This window comes from Idiomarina sp. D18, assembly GCF_057748155.1.
In genome coordinates this window covers 964,759-982,674 of sequence record NZ_CM173240.1, presented here as the reverse complement: position 1 = coordinate 982,674, position 17,916 = coordinate 964,759, and the positions used below count along the sequence as shown (strand labels likewise).

At 45.9% G+C, this 17,916-nt stretch carries 23 protein-coding genes; 4 read left to right on the top strand and 19 right to left on the bottom strand.

Going from position 1 to position 17,916, the window contains the following annotated elements; translation table 11 throughout:
- Positions 1–11: 11 nt before the first annotated feature.
- Together AC3AP5_RS04670 and AC3AP5_RS04665 are read right to left on the bottom strand one after the other, a co-directional pair.
- On the bottom strand, positions 12–788 hold the full coding sequence (locus AC3AP5_RS04670; protein ID WP_286682281.1) for a methyltransferase domain-containing protein: 777 nt from the start codon (positions 786–788) through the stop codon (positions 12–14).
- The gene (locus AC3AP5_RS04665; RefSeq protein WP_487327100.1) at positions 785–1,546 is read right to left on the bottom strand and encodes a Nif3-like dinuclear metal center hexameric protein; all 762 of its coding nucleotides are present in this window, start codon (positions 1,544–1,546) and stop codon (positions 785–787) included. Before AC3AP5_RS04665 ends, AC3AP5_RS04670 begins: the two co-directional genes overlap by 4 nt.
- A 141-nt stretch (positions 1,547–1,687) precedes the next feature.
- Here AC3AP5_RS04665 and AC3AP5_RS04660 point away from each other — a divergent pair, with 141 nt between their 5' ends.
- Positions 1,688–2,029, top strand: coding sequence for a hypothetical protein (locus AC3AP5_RS04660; RefSeq protein ID WP_487327099.1), 342 nt, complete (start codon positions 1,688–1,690; stop codon positions 2,027–2,029).
- 38 nt (positions 2,030–2,067) lie between these two features.
- On the opposite strand, the gene AC3AP5_RS04655 is transcribed toward AC3AP5_RS04660, so the two are convergent.
- From AC3AP5_RS04655 to AC3AP5_RS04605, 11 genes are all read right to left on the bottom strand, one after another.
- The gene (locus AC3AP5_RS04655; protein ID WP_006955378.1) at positions 2,068–2,319 is read right to left on the bottom strand and encodes a DUF3912 family protein; all 252 of its coding nucleotides are present in this window, start codon (positions 2,317–2,319) and stop codon (positions 2,068–2,070) included.
- 84 nt (positions 2,320–2,403) lie between these two features.
- A complete protein-coding gene (locus AC3AP5_RS04650; protein WP_287831783.1) occupies positions 2,404–2,955 on the bottom strand; it encodes a DUF3833 domain-containing protein in 552 nt (183 codons plus the stop codon).
- Positions 2,933–3,475: a chalcone isomerase family protein gene (locus tag AC3AP5_RS04645; protein ID WP_272978388.1), complete on the bottom strand. Its 543-nt coding sequence runs from the start codon at positions 3,473–3,475 to the stop codon at positions 2,933–2,935. Before AC3AP5_RS04645 ends, AC3AP5_RS04650 begins: the two co-directional genes overlap by 23 nt.
- Positions 3,472–3,981 (bottom strand): DUF2878 domain-containing protein, encoded by a 510-nt coding sequence (locus tag AC3AP5_RS04640; RefSeq protein ID WP_487327098.1) that lies wholly within the window; start codon positions 3,979–3,981, stop codon positions 3,472–3,474. The genes AC3AP5_RS04645 and AC3AP5_RS04640 overlap by 4 nt, the downstream gene beginning before the upstream one ends.
- Positions 3,982–4,000: 19 nt before the next feature.
- Positions 4,001–5,233 (bottom strand): class I SAM-dependent methyltransferase, encoded by a 1,233-nt coding sequence (locus tag AC3AP5_RS04635; protein ID WP_487327097.1) that lies wholly within the window; start codon positions 5,231–5,233, stop codon positions 4,001–4,003.
- 12 nt (positions 5,234–5,245) lie between these two features.
- The gene (locus AC3AP5_RS04630; RefSeq protein WP_487327096.1) at positions 5,246–5,983 is read right to left on the bottom strand and encodes a DUF1365 domain-containing protein; all 738 of its coding nucleotides are present in this window, start codon (positions 5,981–5,983) and stop codon (positions 5,246–5,248) included.
- The gene (locus AC3AP5_RS04625) at positions 5,976–7,250 is read right to left on the bottom strand and encodes an NAD(P)/FAD-dependent oxidoreductase (RefSeq protein ID WP_487327095.1); all 1,275 of its coding nucleotides are present in this window, start codon (positions 7,248–7,250) and stop codon (positions 5,976–5,978) included. The genes AC3AP5_RS04630 and AC3AP5_RS04625 overlap by 8 nt, the downstream gene beginning before the upstream one ends.
- A complete protein-coding gene (locus AC3AP5_RS04620) occupies positions 7,250–7,975 on the bottom strand; it encodes an SDR family NAD(P)-dependent oxidoreductase (RefSeq protein WP_272978392.1) in 726 nt (241 codons plus the stop codon). Before AC3AP5_RS04620 ends, AC3AP5_RS04625 begins: the two co-directional genes overlap by 1 nt.
- Positions 7,972–8,406, bottom strand: a complete 435-nt coding sequence (locus AC3AP5_RS04615; protein ID WP_006955388.1) for a nuclear transport factor 2 family protein — start codon at positions 8,404–8,406, stop codon at positions 7,972–7,974. The genes AC3AP5_RS04620 and AC3AP5_RS04615 overlap by 4 nt, the downstream gene beginning before the upstream one ends.
- Positions 8,399–9,805: a deoxyribodipyrimidine photo-lyase gene (phrB, locus tag AC3AP5_RS04610; RefSeq protein ID WP_272978393.1), complete on the bottom strand. Its 1,407-nt coding sequence runs from the start codon at positions 9,803–9,805 to the stop codon at positions 8,399–8,401. Before phrB ends, AC3AP5_RS04615 begins: the two co-directional genes overlap by 8 nt.
- A 2-nt stretch (positions 9,806–9,807) precedes the next feature.
- Entirely contained in the window at positions 9,808–10,743 is a 936-nt protein-coding gene (locus tag AC3AP5_RS04605; RefSeq protein WP_006955390.1) for a YbgA family protein, read from the bottom strand.
- 181 nt (positions 10,744–10,924) lie between these two features.
- Here AC3AP5_RS04605 and AC3AP5_RS04600 point away from each other — a divergent pair, with 181 nt between their 5' ends.
- The 3 genes from AC3AP5_RS04600 to AC3AP5_RS04590 all read left to right on the top strand — a co-directional run bounded on the left by AC3AP5_RS04600 (position 10,925) and on the right by AC3AP5_RS04590 (position 12,878).
- Positions 10,925–11,503, top strand: a complete 579-nt coding sequence (locus AC3AP5_RS04600; RefSeq protein ID WP_272978394.1) for an LON peptidase substrate-binding domain-containing protein — start codon at positions 10,925–10,927, stop codon at positions 11,501–11,503.
- Positions 11,504–11,584: 81 nt separating this feature from the next.
- A complete protein-coding gene (locus tag AC3AP5_RS04595; RefSeq protein ID WP_040487855.1) occupies positions 11,585–12,205 on the top strand; it encodes a sigma-70 family RNA polymerase sigma factor in 621 nt (206 codons plus the stop codon).
- Positions 12,198–12,878 (top strand): ChrR family anti-sigma-E factor, encoded by a 681-nt coding sequence (locus AC3AP5_RS04590; protein ID WP_272978395.1) that lies wholly within the window; start codon positions 12,198–12,200, stop codon positions 12,876–12,878. Before AC3AP5_RS04595 ends, AC3AP5_RS04590 begins: the two co-directional genes overlap by 8 nt.
- A gap of 33 nt (positions 12,879–12,911) precedes the next feature.
- Here AC3AP5_RS04590 and AC3AP5_RS04585 read toward each other — a convergent pair whose 3' ends face one another.
- From AC3AP5_RS04585 to infC, 6 genes are all read right to left on the bottom strand, one after another.
- A complete protein-coding gene (locus tag AC3AP5_RS04585; protein WP_272978396.1) occupies positions 12,912–13,208 on the bottom strand; it encodes an integration host factor subunit alpha in 297 nt (98 codons plus the stop codon).
- Between the two features lie 3 nt (positions 13,209–13,211).
- Entirely contained in the window at positions 13,212–15,596 is a 2,385-nt protein-coding gene (gene pheT, locus AC3AP5_RS04580; protein ID WP_272978397.1) for a phenylalanine--tRNA ligase subunit beta, read from the bottom strand.
- A gap of 13 nt (positions 15,597–15,609) precedes the next feature.
- A complete protein-coding gene (gene pheS / locus AC3AP5_RS04575; protein WP_006955396.1) occupies positions 15,610–16,590 on the bottom strand; it encodes a phenylalanine--tRNA ligase subunit alpha in 981 nt (326 codons plus the stop codon).
- 126 nt (positions 16,591–16,716) lie between these two features.
- Positions 16,717–17,070, bottom strand: coding sequence for a 50S ribosomal protein L20 (gene rplT / locus AC3AP5_RS04570; protein ID WP_006955397.1), 354 nt, complete (start codon positions 17,068–17,070; stop codon positions 16,717–16,719).
- Between the two features lie 14 nt (positions 17,071–17,084).
- Entirely contained in the window at positions 17,085–17,282 is a 198-nt protein-coding gene (gene rpmI, locus AC3AP5_RS04565; protein ID WP_006955398.1) for a 50S ribosomal protein L35, read from the bottom strand.
- Between the two features lie 77 nt (positions 17,283–17,359).
- Positions 17,360–17,902 (bottom strand): translation initiation factor IF-3, encoded by a 543-nt coding sequence (infC, locus tag AC3AP5_RS04560; protein ID WP_083405017.1) that lies wholly within the window; start codon positions 17,900–17,902, stop codon positions 17,360–17,362.
- Positions 17,903–17,916: the final 14 nt, after the last annotated feature.

Below are 17,916 nucleotides of genomic sequence, written 5' to 3'. Positions count from 1 at the left end.
GTTTTCTCCCTTTACTTGTCCGGCTTGCGGATCAACCAATGTTGATAACGGCCTAACTCTCGAAACGGTGATTGTTGATTATATTCCATTTCAAGATCCAACAACTCGTCATAGCGTTGCTGGTGCTCGACTTCGCGCAGATAGTCATGAAAACAGCGCACGCCCGTTTTAGTATCCACCTGCAAGCCCGCCTCTGTGAGCCACTTTTCAACATCCTGCGGTCTGCGCGGCTGTTGAGGACTTAAACGGACCGTTTTTTTAACTTTTAAGCCGCGCGCGATATAATCAAAGTTACCATAGACCGCATTTGCCATTAATTGTGCATCGCGATTATAAAACATTAAGGACAAAGTTCCGCCAGGCTTAAGTAATTGAGATAAGCACTGAATTGCCTGCTCACCGTCTTCAACCCATTCGAGTACCGCGTGGCATAACACCAAACTAAACTGTTGATCAGGTAACTGCGCTGTGAGCGCTTCGAGTGGAGCCACGATGTACTGAGCTCTTCGTGTTAAACCCAATTGCTCATGATTTTGTTGTGCTTCTTCGACCATATCGGCAGCAATATCAGTGTGAATCACCGCATGCCCTTTCGTAAGAAACCATTCATTCACTTGGCCTAAGCCTGCGCCAACATCCAATATTGTTCGCTTAGGCCCATCAATGAATGGCGCTAAGTCACGCTTCAACACAGCCATGCGCAGTCGGCCCTTGGTCGAACCGTAAATATTTCGGGCGAATTTTTGACTGATACCCGTGAAATCGCCACGTGCTTGTTTTTTATTCATGCAGGGTTATCGATATCGACAAAGCTCACGTCGAGGTTAAATTGCTGTTCCAAATGTTCGCCGAGTGCTTTGGCTCCGTAGCGTTCGGTCGCATGATGCCCAGCGGCGAAAAAGGCAATCCCCTGCTCGCGAGCACTGTGCACCGTTTGTTCTGATACCTCGCCTGTGATAAATGCATCAACACCGAGTGCGGCCGCCTCGTCAATAAAGCCTTGCCCACCACCTGTGCACCATGCCAGCCGCCGAATAGGTTGCTGACACGGAACATAGCACGTTAAATCGCGGTTGAGCTTTTCGATCAACGCATCCGCCAACTGTTCGCTTGTGTGGGGTTGTTCAACATGACCGTGCATCAACACATTGCCAGGATCGCTCGGGTTAGCCGTACCGTCGATTGACCAACTCATTAGCTTGGCCAATTGCGCGTTGTTGCCCAATGAAGGGTGGGCATCGAGTGGTAAATGATAGGCAATCAAATTGATATCGGCTTCCAACAACGCCTTAATACGACGTTTTTTCATCCCCACAATAGGTTGATGTTCGTTTTTCCAGAAGTAACCATGATGCACTAATAAGGCATCAACGTCGGCAGCAACGGCTGCATCGACCAACGCCTGACTCGCAGTAACACCTGTCATGATACGCTTTACATGCGATTTGCCTGCCACTTGCAAGCCATTGGGGCAAAAATCCTTTATTTGACGTGCTTTTAACAACTCATCTAAATAGTCAGTGAGCTGACTTACTTCAATTGTCATTTATTCACCTACTTTTACGGCGTGTTTGCGACTTATTTTACCTTAAATTAGACATAAATCCGAAAAAACGGTATAAACAATCAGGTAGATTACTTTTTAATCGTTTCTGTTAAATTTTTATAATCGAATAGGGTTTGATTAATGAGCAAACTGGATAAAGAGAAAGTTCTTGCAGATTACACCGCAGCTTACAAGAAAGCACACGGTAAGGCGCCATCCATTGAGGCAAAAAGCGGTTGGTACAGTGTAAACGGTGGTAAAAACGTTCGTTTAGCTCAGCTTGCGGAAGAAGCAGAGTCACTCGCTGAGGGCGCAGGCACGCCCGCAAAAAAAGAGAGCAAACCCAAAGCAGCGGTGTCCAAATCAGCGCCCCAAAAAGCTACCGTAAAATCAAGTAGCAAAGGCGGATTAACGGCAAAAGAGCTGTGGCAACAGAAATTGCAACAAAAATCCGGTCGCTGTCGCTTCCCCAGAGGGTCTTAATGGAACTAAAAAACCAACCTTTCGGTTGGTTTTTTTATTTATAGCACGTCGGGATTTTTACCTGCGACACGATCGATAGGGACTCGGATTTTGCGGTAGCGATACACGATAAACTCTTCACGTTTAAAGCTAATAAGCTCATCACCAAAATCAGCCTGAGATACCACATAAGAGCCATCTTTATTTTGTTGCTTTACAATACCTAGCTTACCGCAGTGGGGACCTCTTTTTACAAAAATGGTCTGACCGTTAATGCGCGGATTATTGTAAGAAAACGTCGGTCCTGCCATAAATGACTCATACACCCTAATATTCAAAGATGCTCATTATATCGACCAGCGCCCTATTTTCTACAACCATTTCTTGTAAATGCGTTACTGCTTTCCGATATAGAGCGTAATTTCACCCACGGGCAAGCCGTATTTATACATTTGCGTGCGGTTAATCATATTGTTTTCATCAACCAAGTACATCCAATCATCCAACGAGAGCGCCATCATTTCGCCATCGACTTCAACCTGTAACACGTATTCCCAGTTAAGTGCATTACCCGCTGTGGTACCAACAGCGACACCTTCAACATCCGATGCCCGCCCCTCGTAGGTGTTGGGACCCGTTTTTGTGAGCTTCCAAATACGTTCCTGTGTGCGACCGTCCGCGTAGGTGAATTGCTCGTCAAGTGTGCCTTGGTTACCATCCCAAGAGCCTTGCATTTGCACGGTAAAACGCTGAATGACCTTACCAGAGTAATCTTGCACGACACCATGAGCGACCAAATCGCCCTTAAAAAACTCCTCTAACTGTAACTTCGGTTGCTCACCTTGATACTCTTCTATCGCTGTTGAACACGCCGAAAGCGATAACAAGGCAACCACTGCCAATAGCCATTGAGATACACGCTTATTACTGTTTTCCAACCAGCTCATCTCTTTCCTCCTCAAAACGCGACCCAGGTGATAACCAAATCGCTAAAAATTGTTCAGTAAACTGACTCGAGTTAATCACACCCAAGCTTTTATCGCCTTGATAAAATGCCGCATAACCCTCTTTGGTCTCTTTCAATAAGATACAGTCATCTTCTTTGATATCAGGCCACATTTCCGAAAGCTTATCTAACCACTGCGACTGTTCCTGACTATTGAAGCCAAGTTTCTCCCACTCTTCTGACGTGGTTTCCACCAACTCCTTTGCTTCAATATCACGTAAGTAGCGCAACAATAGGGCTTTGCGTTGCTGCTTGCGTTGCGACCAGTCAAAATCGCCATCTGTCGTATAAAGGAAGGCATCGTAAACGTCCCAAAACAGCACACGGAGACGTGTTTGACCAACTTCTTTATATTCATCAGCCAATGGCTTCTTACATTCATCGATAGATTGTGCGCCGACAGCCGTGCTCAGCCCAGCACATACTAAGGCACTTGCTAAAGCTAATGACTTGGTTTTCATAGAACTAACCTCTCATTTGGACTGGCTCGCATAGCACGACAGAAAAACAACATAAAGAGTCCCCACACAACCGCGTAGACGAGTAACGTAAAGAATAGCGATTCAGCCGCCCCCGCACCGAACCCTAATCCAACATAGTAAGTAAACGGGCCAGAAACTGCGCCTAATAAGGCTGCAACGAACGGCATCTTAACGAGCCAATCCAATGCGACCGGTGCCATCGCAGCAAATCCGACCCATAACAACGCCAACCACAACGGAAAAACCGAGCCCACAAAGTCAATCGCACCGAGGCTAATGGCTATCGCCTCGAGTAATAAGCCCACAGCTAACAGTTGTGCCATTTTCTTAACGGGTATTTCAGCAATCCAGTAGCTATAGGCAAATTGGGCGATGGCCAGCACAATAGTCAGCCATAGGTAATCACTCCGTCCTGCAACTGCACTTAACCACAATAAGTTAAACAGTACGAAGCTAACGATCTTGTGTTGTAGCGAAGTTGACATAGGTCTCCTTGGAAGCGCCTTATGACGTTTTGGATGCAGTGACTTGTACTACAGATACGGTCTTTTCTAAAAATCCGCCTTCGCAATAGCCAAAATAATAATTCCACAAGCGCGAAAATCGAGCATCGTAACCAAACTGCTCTAGTTCACCGGCACGACCATTAAACCGATCACGCCAAGCCGCTAATGTCTTGGCATAACTCTCACCAAAATCTCGCACATCGCGAACCACCAACGATGTTTCTTTCTTAAATAAGTCGGTCATTAGAGAGAGCGATGGTAAAAAGCCACCGGGGAAAATATGTTTCTGTATGAAGTCGACCGAGCGGGAATAACTCGCGTAACGTTGGTCAGCAATCGTAATCGCCTGAATACACATCAGTCCATTCTGCTTTAGGCGATCATTACAAACTTGGAAAAAACCAGGCAAATAACGCTTACCGACCGCTTCGATCATTTCGACCGATACCAATTTATCGTACTGACCGGTGAGGTCGCGATAGTCTTCTTTCAACAGTGTGATACGGTCTTCCAGTCCGAGCGATTTGATACGCTCCGCTACATATTGATACTGCTGCTCTGAAATCGTTGTAGTCGTCACTTGACAGCCATAATTCTGCGCAGCAAAAATTGCTAAGCCACCCCAGCCAGTGCCTATTTCTAAGAGGTGATCCGTCGGCTTCAACTCCAATTTCCGACACAGACGATCCATTTTATTCAATTGCGCTTGTTCAAGTGTCTCGTTGCCTTGTAAGAACAGAGCACTCGAGTACTGCATATTTGTGTCTAAAAAGCGGGTGTACAGCTCATTACCTAAATCATAGTGTGCCGAAATATTCTTCTTAGCTTGCGCCTTGTGATTTCGGTTGGCCCAATGACGGTATTTATTAATTGGAAAGGTGAGCCAAGCGACTTTTCGCTCCAATTTATCAAGCGCGTCCATATTGCGAGCAAATACCTGGATCACTGCCGTTAAATTTGGTGTTTCCCACGCTTTATCAATAAAGAGTTCAGCCGCGCCAATACTGCCACCGGTCAACAAGCGCACATAAAATTTAGCGTCTAATACATTTATCTCAGCGCATAAGTCTGAAGACTTATCTCCATAATGACCGACCAGTTTGCCTTGTTCTTTAACAATCAACTGGCCTTCGCCTAAATGAGCAAGCAACGCCTGCGTCATACGTTTTGCTGCTTTATCTATCCAGCCGTAAGTCAGCGGTGCTTGCATTACAGTTTCGCCTTGAGACATCGATCGTACCCTTTATCTAGTCTTACTTTTTTTTGTTTTAGGATGGTCGTATATGGGAGTGCGCTTGATGAACAACTTTAACGCTTGCCAATAAATTCCACCGATTATTCTTAGCGCCATAAACGGCACAGTTTTTATTACGTGTTTTATTGATTTACGGTTTAACTCACTTCTAGACAACTTCATGCCTGCGATAAACTCAGCCCTTTCGCGGCAAGCTTTTATGGTTACCGACAACTTATCAGTTGGTGGCTCGATATACCATCGATAACGCATATCCATCGGGTTGAAAGGAGAAACATGGAATGCCTTTTCGTGCTCAGGCACGGTTTCGGCCAAGTCAACAAGGTAATAGTGCCTCTCCAGCCAAGGTGTATTGCTGACCTCAGCGAGCACGTGGGTAAAGTGCTCACCCTGCTGCAGAAAATATAGGTTGAGAGGAGAGAAATAAATACCAAAAGTTCGCAGATTACCGACAAACCAGATTCGACCGCTAAGCGCTCGCGAATTGAGCTGGTTCATTTTTTCAAGCACAGCGGTTTTTAGGTCCCCTGTTGAGCCCCGTAGGTAATCATTACGTCTGAACCACAGCGGCGCAAAGCCTCGGGTACTGAGCCAGCGGCTTTGCTGGTGTACCTCGTCAAGCTCGTCTAGGCACACGCACCACTGCATAAACCGATAGTTAAACTGATGATGTTTTGGGGTTCGGCGTTCATGAAAAACTTGCCCCCAATAGATACCGCTATCCATTATCTACATTAAGCTCCGACGCAATCATATTAACCACGTCTATGGCACTGTGTACACCGTCTTCATGGAAGCCGCTGTACCAGTAAGCACCACAAAAATAGGTGTTGCGATGACCATTGATCAGGTCTCTATCTTTGCGGGCAGCCATTGAGGTTGTGCTGTATTGAGGGTGTGCATAAAACAGTTTTTTAATCACCTTGTCCGGATCAACAGCCTCACTATTATTGAGCGTAACAAGGTAGTGCGCTTGCGTCTTTAAACCCTGCAAAATATTCATGCTGTAGGTCACTGAACTTGGTTCGCGCTGCGCCGACTCACCGACTCTTAAACGATAATTCCAGCTTGCCCAAGCGGCCTTTCGAAGCGGCAATAGAGCACGGTCGGTGTGCAATACAACCTCATTTAGTTTATAGGGGATGCTACCCAAAATACGCTTTTCGGCATCATTAGCGTCTGCTAGCAATGCCAATGCTTGGTCGCTGTGACAAGCAAACACAACACGATCGAAGTGCTCAACATGACCATCTAAGAAGGTTAACGATGCGCCATTCTCAGTGCGTCGGACTCCACTAATATCTTGAGACAAACGAATACGGTCACTAAATTTAGCGGTTAATTTGGGAATATAAGCGCTAGAACCACCTTCAATCGTATGCCACTGGGGGCGATTGCTGATGTCCAACAGACCATGGTTTAAGAAAAAGCGCAAGAAAAAGCCTAATGGAAACTGGTAGGCATCTTTAATACTCGATGACCAAATCGCGGAGATCATCGGTAGCAAATAATAATGCGCGACTTGCTCATCTAAATCCAGCGAATCGATGAACTCACCCAAGGTTATATGGTCGTTATCGCTATTCTCTTTTGCAGCCTTTTTTGCCGCTTCGTTAAACGTAACAATACCTTTAAGCAATCTATAAAACTTGGGTCGAAACAAGTTACGTTTTTGGGCAAACAAAGTAAGTAAAGTATGTCCGTTATACTCAAGACCTGACTCTGGATCTTGCACACTAAAGCTCATTTCAGTGTCCCGCCACGTCACACCCACTTCAGTCATTAGACGTTTGAAACGCGGATAGGTTCGGTCATTAAACACGATAAAGCCCGTATCGACACCAACAGGGCCTTTCTCATCATTGACCTCAATGGTATTTGTATGACCGCCGATATAATCGTTTTTTTCGAATACCGTCACCTCATGGTGGTCAGTTAAGTAATATGCCGTTGTTAAGCCTGCAATACCACTTCCTACAACTGCTATTTGCATTAATTTCCCTTCGACATACGTTTACTGAGCGCTACTTGCCACGCTTGAGGCAGAATAGACATGGTTTTTAACATCAATGTAAAAATGGTAGGAAAACCGATATCTCGTTTGTTCTTGTCGATACCTTTGCGGATACACTGAGAGGCATAATCGACAGAAACTCGCATCGGCATTTCAAAATCGTTAGCATCGGTCATCGGGGTTTTAACAAACCCAGGTGAAATCGAGAGCACCCGAATACCTTTAGGGGCAAGATCCACTTCGAGTGAGCGACTAATATAATGAATCGCTGCTTTTGATCCGCCATAGGCTTGAGCCCGCGTAAATGGCAATAGTCGTGCAAGACTACCTACCAGCACTAATTTCGAACCTGGTTGAAGCGTCCGCAACAAACCTTGCACGCAATTCATTGTGCCTTGCACATTAACGGTAAATACCCGTTCAAAGAGCTCTGCGTCAAATGATTCAATATCCAAGTATTCACAGACACCCGCACTCAAAATGGCAACATCGATTTGATTGATTGATCCCAAAAGCTCAATTGTTTTATCGCGATCAACCGTGTCGAATTGTAACGTTTCGACATAGTCAGGGAACTCGTCTGCCAATTTTTTCAGCGCATCGGCGTTGCGCCCGCAAGCGATCACGTTATGACCCTCGCAGGCATAGTCTGCAACGAGTTGTTGACCAATCCCACTGGTAGCACCGGTGATGAGTACTTTCATGATGACACCAGCCTCTGTTTGATCTTATCAATAACAAACCCGACCAACGGTACATGCTCGTATAACATGGCACCCAAATCATAGTGGTCTTCTTGTAATCTTATTTTTTCGTCTTCAAACTGAACATGTGAAACACCTGGCAGAATGATTTCACGACCGTTGGCGAGCTTTGGATGCGAAAATCGCATTTGCCAACTCAAGTAGGCCTGCTTATCACCAATGACTTCGTCTTCAAACGTAAAATGACAATACTCTACGTTTTCCATGGTGTGCTCAAAATAGTTGCGCAAGTCATCTCGGCCCACGACTTGGTGAATGGGATCATTAAACGCAACATCGTCATGATATATCGAGTCTAAATCATCGAGTTGATCCGTCGAAAATTCCTCGTAAAAGCTCTTAAGCTTTTCCACTAACTCTTTGTTATCCATTTTTCACCTGCTTAAACGTCGATAAAAATCGCTCACGCGCCTCGCTATGATCGACTATCGGAGACACGTACCCCGTTTTATGCTGTTTCAAATACGAATGTGGCCAATGAATATGTTTACTCGGTACATCCGCTAGTTCTTTTATCCAAGTACGAATGTAGATTCCGTCGGGATCAAACTTCTCACTCTGCCGGACAGGATTAAAAACCCGAAAATAAGGGACCGCATCAGTACCAACCGATGCACTCCATTGCCAGCCGCCGTTGTTAGCTGGAAAGCTGCCGTCCACAAGGTTACGCATAAAGTACTGCTCTCCTTTGCGCCAGTCGATCAGTAGATCTTTGACTAAAAAATTAGCCACGATCATACGTAAACGATTATGCATCCATCCGGTCTCATTGAGCTGTCGCATGCCGGCATCGACGATAGGAAAGCCTGTGCGCCCGTCACACCAAGCTTGAAAATCTTCTTCAGCGTCTCGCCAAGGTAACCCTTGGGTTTCTGTCTGATAGTTCTCTCCTCGACTTAATCGCGGTTCATGAAACATGAGGTGCTGATAAAACTCTCGCCACGCAACTTCTGTTAGCCAAGTGTCTGCGCCGGGCTCGAGCCCATACGGAAACTCTGGTGACAATGACGAGAGTGCGCGCGCTACAGTTTTCGGTGCAATCGCTCCCATTTCAAAATATGCAGACATCATCGAGGTACCATCAACGGAGGGTTGATCGCGACGCGCTTTGTAGTCGTCAACCTGATGTTCAATAAATTGACCCAGTTTACCCATAATGGCTTGTCGTCCGACCGGGTAGGTTTGACTATTTTTACGCTCTAACGGACACTGCGGTAGCTCGGTACTGCTCGCTACGGTATTTTCAACGCGCCAAGACTCTGGGGTCCAATCACTGATTTTAGCAACCTCAGTACGCCAAGCTCGGTTAAATGGCGTGAATACTTTGTAGTAGCCGCCCTGTTTTGTTTCCACAGCCTCTGGCGGCACGAGTAAGTTACCGTCAAATAATTGAAACTCGATATTACGCTGCTCAAAGCATGCCCTGGCTTGCTTATCACGCTCTATCTCATCCAGTGGATACTCTCTATTTGCGTATACCGTATTGACTTTATGTTTCTCACAGAAATCGGCAATCGTTGCGCCACTTTGGCTAAATCGATCGATTGTAAAAATCGAAAAACCAATTCCTTTGTCAGCGAGCTCCTGCTTAAACTCTGCTAAATGACGCCACCATAAATCGACTTTAATGGGCGCCCAGTCATGCGCCTGCCAAGTACGCTGGGGTACTAAAAATAACGCATAAACGTGTTTGTGATTAAGACAGGCTGCATCGAGCGCCGGATTGTCTACCGTTCTCAAGTCACTTCTAAACCAAACAACTGCCGCCATAGTTATAGTCCATATCTTAATTTTAAATCTTCAGGGTATGGTGTGACATACCACTGTTCGGCTAGATATTCATTGGGAAACTCGCGTAAGTAATGACGAATAAGCGTCAAGGGAGCCATAAGCGGTAACGTACCATCGTGATAGTCGAGTATTAGTTGACTTAATTCGTGCTTCTGTTCTTTATCTAAATGCTGCTTGAAGTAACCTTGAATATGCTGCAATACATTCGTGTGGTTACGCCTTGAAGCCGGCTTACTAAGCGCGTTCATAACTTGTAAGATGTAACGTTGGCAGAAGCCCTCATCAATTGATTTTGCTTCACCGACCTCGCGCCCCAGGGCGCGATATTCGGCTTGGTTGTGAGCCATCAAAATCAATTTAGACTGTGTGTGAAATTTTAATAATGCCGACTTACTCAACGGATGCGGCAAGGATTTCCAGCGACCGTATAAAAATACACGCAAGATAAAGTTTTCTCGTAAGTGAGGGTCATTCAGACGACCATCTTCCTCAAGCGGTAGTGCAGGTTCCAATTCATGCAATCGCTCGGCAAACAAGCCCATCGCCTCTTTGCGCGCGCTGCCGGTTTTCGGATCGTAGAGTTTTACCCGCTCCATACCGCAACTGGGTGACTTCGCGCACAACACGTAACCCGATAGATCCTTAAGTTTTGGTTGAACTCGGTCTGCAAAACTTTTCAATGAATCGGTTACGTCTTCACCGGTTTTAGGAATGACAGCGCGTATCTGCTGATCGTGAAACTCAAGCCTAATGGTGGGTCGAGGCACTGGTAAACCAATGCCCACTTCCGGGCAAAACTTGACAAATTCTACGTGTTTGGCAAGTTCATTTTCACAAAAAGGTGAACGCTTATGTCCACCATCGAAACGCACTTCGTCACCCAACAAACAGGCACTTATTCCAACTTTTAGACGCATCAAAACTCCGTTTATTTACAAGCTTATAATACATTATATATATTGTTGCATCGGTGTTGCCATCTACCATAACGGACTTACAGCAAAAAAGGTTTGCTTAAGTTATACAAATTTAGATCCAAGCTGAATAAGCATGCGTAAAGCATGTTAAATCAAACCAAATTCAGGATAGTTGTATCGTATGGAAAAAGTGCAGCGTTTACCCTTATTTCCCTTGACGGCGCATGTCATGCCGAATGGGAAGCTTAAATTGCGCATCTTCGAACAACGCTACACACGACTGGTTAAACATTGCATGGCAAGCCAAAGCGAGTTTGTGGTGTGCATGTTTGACCCGGGTATCGACAAATATGATGCTGACTATATTCTGCCCTTTGGCACCGCAGTCACTATTGTTGACTTTGAAATGCTCAACGATGGCTTTCTGGGTATTACTGTACAAGGTGAACGTCGAGTTCATATAAAACATCACGAATTCGAGGAGGATGGTCTTCGAGTCGGTGACGTCGAAGCGCTGCCTTTTTGGCAGCCGACACCGATTACGGATGAGGTTGCCGTGCTTAGAGAACGTCTTGAAGAAATTTATGGTGTTTATCCAGAACTCGGGGATTTGTATGATGAAAAACCGTTTGAACAACTCGACTGGGTGTGTCAACGTTGGCTCGAAATTTTACCACTCGACGTTCACACCAAACAAGAGTTAATTAAATCGCAATCAAGTGAGCAAGTTGCTGATTATCTGCTAAACTTGGTTACGTAACTTTTTTGAGATCGACTGATCCAAACTTAAACTTGTTCTCGTAGTTAGATATACCAACTAACAACAATAGCAGGTCTAGTTATGCAAACGGTGACATCTCATACTTCACAACGGGGAGTTATGACCACATCCCAGCAGGACACTGCAGAAAAAGCTGCGCAACTTTTGGCTCAAATTGCTGAAACGCGTAGCCGTCAAGCGTTCAGTGAATTGTTCTCACACTTTGCGCCTAAGTTGCAAGCTTATGGAACGCGTCAGTTTGGTAACGAACAAACTGCGATGGATCTTGTGCAAGAAACAATGACTAACGTATGGCACAAGGCTCATCTATTTAAGGCCGATAAAGGTTCTCCCTCAACGTGGATCTTCACAATCGCGCGTAATATTCGATTCGACTTATTGAGAAAGAATAAAAAACGCAAAGATGATATAAGTGCAGATGAACTTTGGCCGATTTTGGCTGAACAGAATGATAACCTAGATGACGATTACGCGTTGGATCAAGACATTCTGTTGCAAGAGATTTCTCACTACTACGGTCAGTTGCCAGATGCGCAACGTATCGTGGTAGAAAAAATATATGTCGAGGGTAAGTCGCAACAAGAAGTTTCCGACTCTCTTGGAATTCCATTGGGCACGGTTAAGTCTCGTACGCGCCTTGCATTAAAGAAATTGAAAGAGTTAATAGTTGAGCATGATTAAGTCACATCCCTCTGAAGCAATTTTGTATCAGTACGCTTCAGGCGACCTTAGTGCGTCAATGACATTAGTTGTTGGTACACATATTGATATGTGCCCTATTTGCAAGCGAACAGTTTGTGAAATAGAGGAAGGTTTATGTAACAAGCATTTGGATAGCCTTGTTGAGACGATTTGTGCCCCCTCTAAAGGTGCCATGTCGAAAACTCAATGCGACCAAATGTTAGAAGCGATTTTTAACTCTCAGGCTAAACCAGCGGCTCAACGCGAAGACTTAATTAGCCTTGAGGGTCGTCGCTTTAATTTACCGACGACTTTGGCGCACAACGCTCATCGTATCGGAGAATGGACTCACTTAGTGGGTAAGCTATGGAGAGCACCAGTTGCTTTGTCCGATGATGGGCAGACCAACTTAATTTACATGGAACCTGGTGCGCAAGTACCGGAACATACTCACAAAGGGCAAGAAGCCACACTGGTGATTGATGGCGTATTCAATGATGAGCACGATGCTTATTATGACGGTGATTTCATCTTGTTGGATGCGGATCGTAAGCATACCCCTCGCACTGCGACGGAAGACTGCTTAACGCTCGCGACACTCGATGCGCCGTTATTCTTTACGTCGGGTATTAGTCGCCTGCTCAATCCATTTAGTAGTTTATTTTTTCGCTAACGTTTTAAGCATAACGTAATAACAAAGCCCGAGCTAATGCTCGGGCTTTGTGTTTTCTACGCGGCTTTTGAACTTTTGACCGGGTTTAAAGCTCACCACTCGGCGAGCTGAAATAGGAATATCCTCACCCGTTTTTGGATTCCGGCCTGGGCGCTGATTCTTTGTTCGAAGTTCAAAGTTACCAAAGCCTGATAACTTGACCATTTCCCCCGACTCTAAAACAGAACGTATTTCTTCAAAAAACGCCTCTACTAAATCCTTAGCGTCTTGCTTACTTACACCGTACTTGTCAAAAAGTACCTCAGCGAGTTCTGCTTTAGTCAGCGCCATATCCTAATCCCTCAAGGTTGCATCAAACTCCGACTGTAACGTCGATACTAGCTTTTCCATAATGCCGTTTATTTCGGTTTCTTCAAGTGTCTTTTCGTTATCTTGAAGTGTGACAGAAAGAGCTAAGCTACGCTTACCTTCTGGCAAGTTATCGCCTTGGTACACGTCAAATAAGTTTAGGTCAATCAACTGATTAACGCCAATGTTCTTCAACGTAGTTAACACTTCACCCGCCGCGATACGCTCATCTAAAACAACCGCTAAGTCTCGGCGGATACTCGGAAACCGCGACACGGGTTGAGCCGATGGAATACTACGTTGGTTAATCGCATCAAGTTGCAATTCGAACACAAACGCGCGTTGATTAAGACCGAATGTCTTCTCAAACTTAGGATGTAAGGCGCCCATATAGCCAATGCACCGCTCACCACGGTATATCGCTGCCGATTGCCCTGGATGCAGAGCGCTGTGTTCGCTCGCTACAAAACGAACATCATTGACGCCCGTTTTTTTCAACAAGGCTTCGACATCACCTTTTACATCATAGAAGTCGACGCCACGGTCTTCCGCCGACCAATGTTCGCCATAGGCCTTACCTGAACGCACGCCAGCAAACATCGGTTGCTGCACCACACCATTTTCAGCCGCTTCATCAGGGATAAAACGTAAGCCTGTTTCGACAAAAGCTAACACTGATTGCTGACGCTTTTGGTTATGCGCTAGCGCATTCAATAGACCTGGCCACAAGCTTAACCGCATTGATGACATGTCCACCGAAATAGGATGGGGTAATGTTAACGATGCACTTTCATCAAATAACGCCGCTTGATGTTTCGGATCGACGAAGCTATACGTAATTGCTTCTTGATAGCCCCGCTCGATCATCGCATCCACTAAGCGATGTGTGCTGATCAGTGATTCCTGTTGTGGGCGCATACGTAATTGTGCAGCAGGCGCAGCTGCCTGAATATTGTTATACCCAAATACGCGTGCGACTTCTTCGATAAGGTCTTCTTCAATAGCAATATCAAATCGATAAGTCGGCACTTTGACCAACCACTCGCCTGTCTCCACTTTGACGTCAAAGCCTAGACGCTCGAGAATTTCAGTCACGCGAGCAGTTTCAATATCAATTCCTAATACACTCGCGAGCCGTGCTGCACGTAGTGTCACCTCAGCTGGCTTAGGTAGATGCTCGTCTGACTTCGCTTCGACGATAGGACCCGCCTCGCCACCACAAATTTCAATCAATAACTGTGTTGCGCGCTCCATGGCTTGACGTTGCAATTCGGGGTCAACACCGCGCTCATAACGATGAGACGCATCCGTGTGTAAACCAAAACGGCGTGCTTTACCTAAAATCGCATCAGGTGCAAAAAACGCGCTTTCGAGGAATATATCTTTGCTTTCTCGTGTTACACCACTGTCGAGACCACCGTAAACGCCCGCCATAGCCAATGCCTGCGTGTCATCAGCAATAACTAGCACATCGTCATCGAGCTTCACTTCTTGCTCATCCAATAAAGTTAAGGTCTCACCTTTATTGGCATAGCGCACATGCACATCGCCTTGAACGCGCTCGAGGTCGAATGCGTGCATCGGATGGCCGAGCTCCAACAATACATAGTTGGTGATATCAACCACAGGATCAATGCTACGTATACCACTGCGACGTAGTTTCTCACTCATCCACAACGGTGTTTGTTGCTTAACATCGACATTTTTTACTACGCGCCCCAAGTAACGAGGACACCCAACCGGTGCATCTAAATGAATCGCCTTAGTCTCTTCGAGGGTTACTGCAACCGCGTCTACTGTCGGCTCGGACACATCAATGTTATTCAGTACACCGACCTCACGTGCTATGCCACGAATACTCAGGCAGTCACCGCGGTTGGGTGTTAAATCGATATCAATAGTTAAGTCATCCAGACCCAAATACTCGCGGTAATCTTTGCCGATGGGTGCGTCTGAAGGTAGCTCAATGATACCGTCGTGGTCATCAATTAGACCCAGCTCTTTAAACGAGCACAACATACCATGCGATGGATGTCCGCGCAGCTTTGCCTTCTTAATTTTGAAGTCACCCGGTAATACCGCGCCAACCTTAGCGACCACAACCATTAAATTCTTACGGCAGTTTGGGGCACCGCAAACGATATCAAGTAATTCATCCTCACCCACATCGACTTTAGTGACCTGCAACTTATCAGCGTCTGGATGAGGACCACATTCAACGACTTTACCAACGACAACAGTATGAAAGTCTGCTGCAACCGGCTCTAAGCCATCAACCTCAAGGCCAGCCATACTGAGTTGCTCACTCAGTGCTTCACTAGAAATGTCTGGATTGACCCAACTTCTTAGCCAATTTTCACTAAATTTCATGTTCGCCGCCCTCTTAATTAAACTGTTTTAGGAATCGCAGGTCGTTCTCGAAGAACGCACGCAGATCGGTCACGCCGTAACGCAGCATGGTTAATCGCTCAACACCCATGCCAAAAGCGAAGCCCGTGTATTGCTCAGGATCAATACCGACTGCACGAAGCACATTGGGGTGAACCATTCCGCAACCCAATACTTCTAACCATTTACCATCTTTACCCATTACATCCACTTCAGCAGAAGGTTCAGTAAACGGGAAATAAGAAGGACGGAAACGAACCGTTAACGACTCCTCAAAAAAGTTATTTAAGAAGTCTTCTAAAATGCCTTTTAACTGCGTAAAGCTCACGTCTTTATCAACCATCAAGCCTTCTACCTGATGGAACATCGGTGTGTGCGTTTGGTCATAATCGTTACGATAAACGCGACCTGGTGAAATGATGCGTAATGGTGGCTGCTCAGCCTCCATAGTGCGGATTTGCACACCCGAAGTTTGCGTTCTTAGCATCGTTGAGGGAGTAAAGTAGAACGTATCGTGGTCTGCACGTGCGGGGTGATTCGCCGGAATATTGAGTGCGTCAAAGTTGTGAAAGCCGTCTTCCACTTCTGGGCCCTGCTTCACACTAAAACCTAAGTCACCAAAGAATGATTCAATACGGCGAATGGTTTGTGTAACGGGATGTACGCCACCCACTTGGCTAGCGCGTCCAGGTAAGGTCACATCAATACGCTCAGCATCAAGCTTTGCTTCGAGCTCAGCCGCCTTTAAAACCTCTTTACGGGCGTTAATATCAGCTTGGACTTGTTGTTTAGCTTGGTTAATTTTTTGTCCCGCGTCCCGACGCTCAGATGGTTCAAGTTGACCTAAGCCTTTTAACAGCTCAGTTAACCGACCTTTCTTGCCCATGTATTCAACGCGCACTTCGTCCAGTGCTTGCGGCGAATCAGCTTCAGCAATAGCTTGCTGCGCCTGTTCAACAATTTGTTCTAACTGCATTCGTTCCCTCAACCTATCATGCAAATTACGAAAGCTCTATTCTAACGAAAAAGCCATAAAAAAGGGAGCCAAATTGGCTCCCTTTTAAATCTGTTTATCGGTTTTTGGCAAAGCCTTTATTGCCGATTACAGTGCACCTTTCGCCTTTTCAACCAAGGCTGCAAAACCGCTTTGGTCATGTACAGCGATGTCGGCAAGGATTTTGCGATCGATTTCTACCGATGCTTTCTTCAGACCGTTGATAAAGCGGCTGTATGACAAACCGTTTTGACGCGCTGCCGCATTGATACGAACAATCCACAATTGACGGAATTGACGTTTCTTGTTGCGACGGTCACGGTATGCGTATTGACCTGCTTTAGTAACTGCCTGCACCGCAACGCGATATACGCGACTACGAGCACCATAATAACCTTTCGCCTGCTTTAGGACTTTCTTGTGACGCGCACGCGCGATCACACCACGTTTAACTCGTGCCATTTGCTAATCCCTCCTTACGCGTATGGTAACATACGATCGACTAATTTGACGTCGGCCTCGTGGACCATGCTCTTCGCGCGAAGCTGACGCTTACGCTTAGGTGTCTTCTTAGTCAGAATGTGACGCAAGTGAGATTGCTTGCACTTGTAACCGCCTGAAGCAGTCTTTTTAAAGCGCTTTGACGCGCCCTTGTTTGATTTCATTTTTGGCATGAAATAAAACTCCGCATTGTTGATTAAAAGTGTGACAGGGTGAGTTCAACCGAGGCTGAACTACTTGTGTACCACAATCACTTCTTAGCCGGTGCCAGAACCATAATCATCTGGCGACCTTCGGCCCTTCTAGGGAACGACTCAACAGTTGAGATTTCGTCTAAATCGTCTTTAATACGAGTTAGCAGCTCAATACCCAACTCTTGGTGTGCCATTTCCCGGCCACGGAAACGGATAGTGACTTTAGTTTTGTCACCTCCCTCGAGGAAACGACGCAGGTTGCGCAGTTTTACCTGGTAGTCGCCCTCATCTGTGCCAGGTCGGAATTTGACTTCCTTAACCTGAATCTGTTTCTGCTTTTTCTTCTGCTCTTTCTGGTCTTTACTCTTTTCGTAGAGAAACTTACCGTAATCCATAAGGCGGCAGACAGGTGGCTCAGCATTTGGACTCATTTCGACCAAATCAACACCAGCATCCTCTGCTGCTTCAAGAGCTTCATTGATACTTACAATACCGATCTGTTCACCTTCCGTGCCAATTAAGCGAACTTCATTAACACGAATTTCGTCATTGATACGATTTTTGTCAGCGCTTTTCTGAGTTCTTTTTCCGCCTTTAATGGTTTATTCCTCCA

Excerpts from the sequence above, each read along its gene's own strand:
- AC3AP5_RS04635 (WP_487327097.1), bottom strand. The coding sequence starts at position 5,233 with ATGTCTCAAGGCGAAACTGTAATGCAAGCACCGCTGACTTACGGCTGG.
- AC3AP5_RS04590 (WP_272978395.1), top strand. The coding sequence starts at position 12,198 with ATGATTAAGTCACATCCCTCTGAAGCAATTTTGTATCAGTACGCTTCA.
- rplT (WP_006955397.1), bottom strand. The coding sequence starts at position 17,070 with ATGGCACGAGTTAAACGTGGTGTGATCGCGCGTGCGCGTCACAAGAAA.
- AC3AP5_RS04655 (WP_006955378.1), bottom strand. The coding sequence starts at position 2,319 with ATGGCAGGACCGACGTTTTCTTACAATAATCCGCGCATTAACGGTCAG.
- AC3AP5_RS04625 (WP_487327095.1), bottom strand. The coding sequence starts at position 7,250 with ATGCAAATAGCAGTTGTAGGAAGTGGTATTGCAGGCTTAACAACGGCA.
- AC3AP5_RS04585 (WP_272978396.1), bottom strand. The coding sequence starts at position 13,208 with ATGGCGCTGACTAAAGCAGAACTCGCTGAGGTACTTTTTGACAAGTAC.
- rpmI (WP_006955398.1), bottom strand. The coding sequence starts at position 17,282 with ATGCCAAAAATGAAATCAAACAAGGGCGCGTCAAAGCGCTTTAAAAAG.
- pheT (WP_272978397.1), bottom strand. The coding sequence starts at position 15,596 with ATGAAATTTAGTGAAAATTGGCTAAGAAGTTGGGTCAATCCAGACATT.
- AC3AP5_RS04650 (WP_287831783.1), bottom strand. The coding sequence starts at position 2,955 with ATGAGCTGGTTGGAAAACAGTAATAAGCGTGTATCTCAATGGCTATTG.
- AC3AP5_RS04600 (WP_272978394.1), top strand. The coding sequence starts at position 10,925 with ATGGAAAAAGTGCAGCGTTTACCCTTATTTCCCTTGACGGCGCATGTC.
- AC3AP5_RS04630 (WP_487327096.1), bottom strand. The coding sequence starts at position 5,983 with ATGGATAGCGGTATCTATTGGGGGCAAGTTTTTCATGAACGCCGAACC.
- AC3AP5_RS04665 (WP_487327100.1), bottom strand. The coding sequence starts at position 1,546 with ATGACAATTGAAGTAAGTCAGCTCACTGACTATTTAGATGAGTTGTTA.
- AC3AP5_RS04640 (WP_487327098.1), bottom strand. The coding sequence starts at position 3,981 with ATGTCAACTTCGCTACAACACAAGATCGTTAGCTTCGTACTGTTTAAC.
- AC3AP5_RS04660 (WP_487327099.1), top strand. The coding sequence starts at position 1,688 with ATGAGCAAACTGGATAAAGAGAAAGTTCTTGCAGATTACACCGCAGCT.
- AC3AP5_RS04645 (WP_272978388.1), bottom strand. The coding sequence starts at position 3,475 with ATGAAAACCAAGTCATTAGCTTTAGCAAGTGCCTTAGTATGTGCTGGG.
- phrB (WP_272978393.1), bottom strand. The coding sequence starts at position 9,805 with ATGGCGGCAGTTGTTTGGTTTAGAAGTGACTTGAGAACGGTAGACAAT.
- AC3AP5_RS04670 (WP_286682281.1), bottom strand. The coding sequence starts at position 788 with ATGAATAAAAAACAAGCACGTGGCGATTTCACGGGTATCAGTCAAAAA.
- AC3AP5_RS04615 (WP_006955388.1), bottom strand. The coding sequence starts at position 8,406 with ATGGATAACAAAGAGTTAGTGGAAAAGCTTAAGAGCTTTTACGAGGAA.
- AC3AP5_RS04620 (WP_272978392.1), bottom strand. The coding sequence starts at position 7,975 with ATGAAAGTACTCATCACCGGTGCTACCAGTGGGATTGGTCAACAACTC.
- AC3AP5_RS04605 (WP_006955390.1), bottom strand. The coding sequence starts at position 10,743 with ATGCGTCTAAAAGTTGGAATAAGTGCCTGTTTGTTGGGTGACGAAGTG.
- pheS (WP_006955396.1), bottom strand. The coding sequence starts at position 16,590 with ATGCAGTTAGAACAAATTGTTGAACAGGCGCAGCAAGCTATTGCTGAA.
- AC3AP5_RS04595 (WP_040487855.1), top strand. The coding sequence starts at position 11,585 with ATGCAAACGGTGACATCTCATACTTCACAACGGGGAGTTATGACCACA.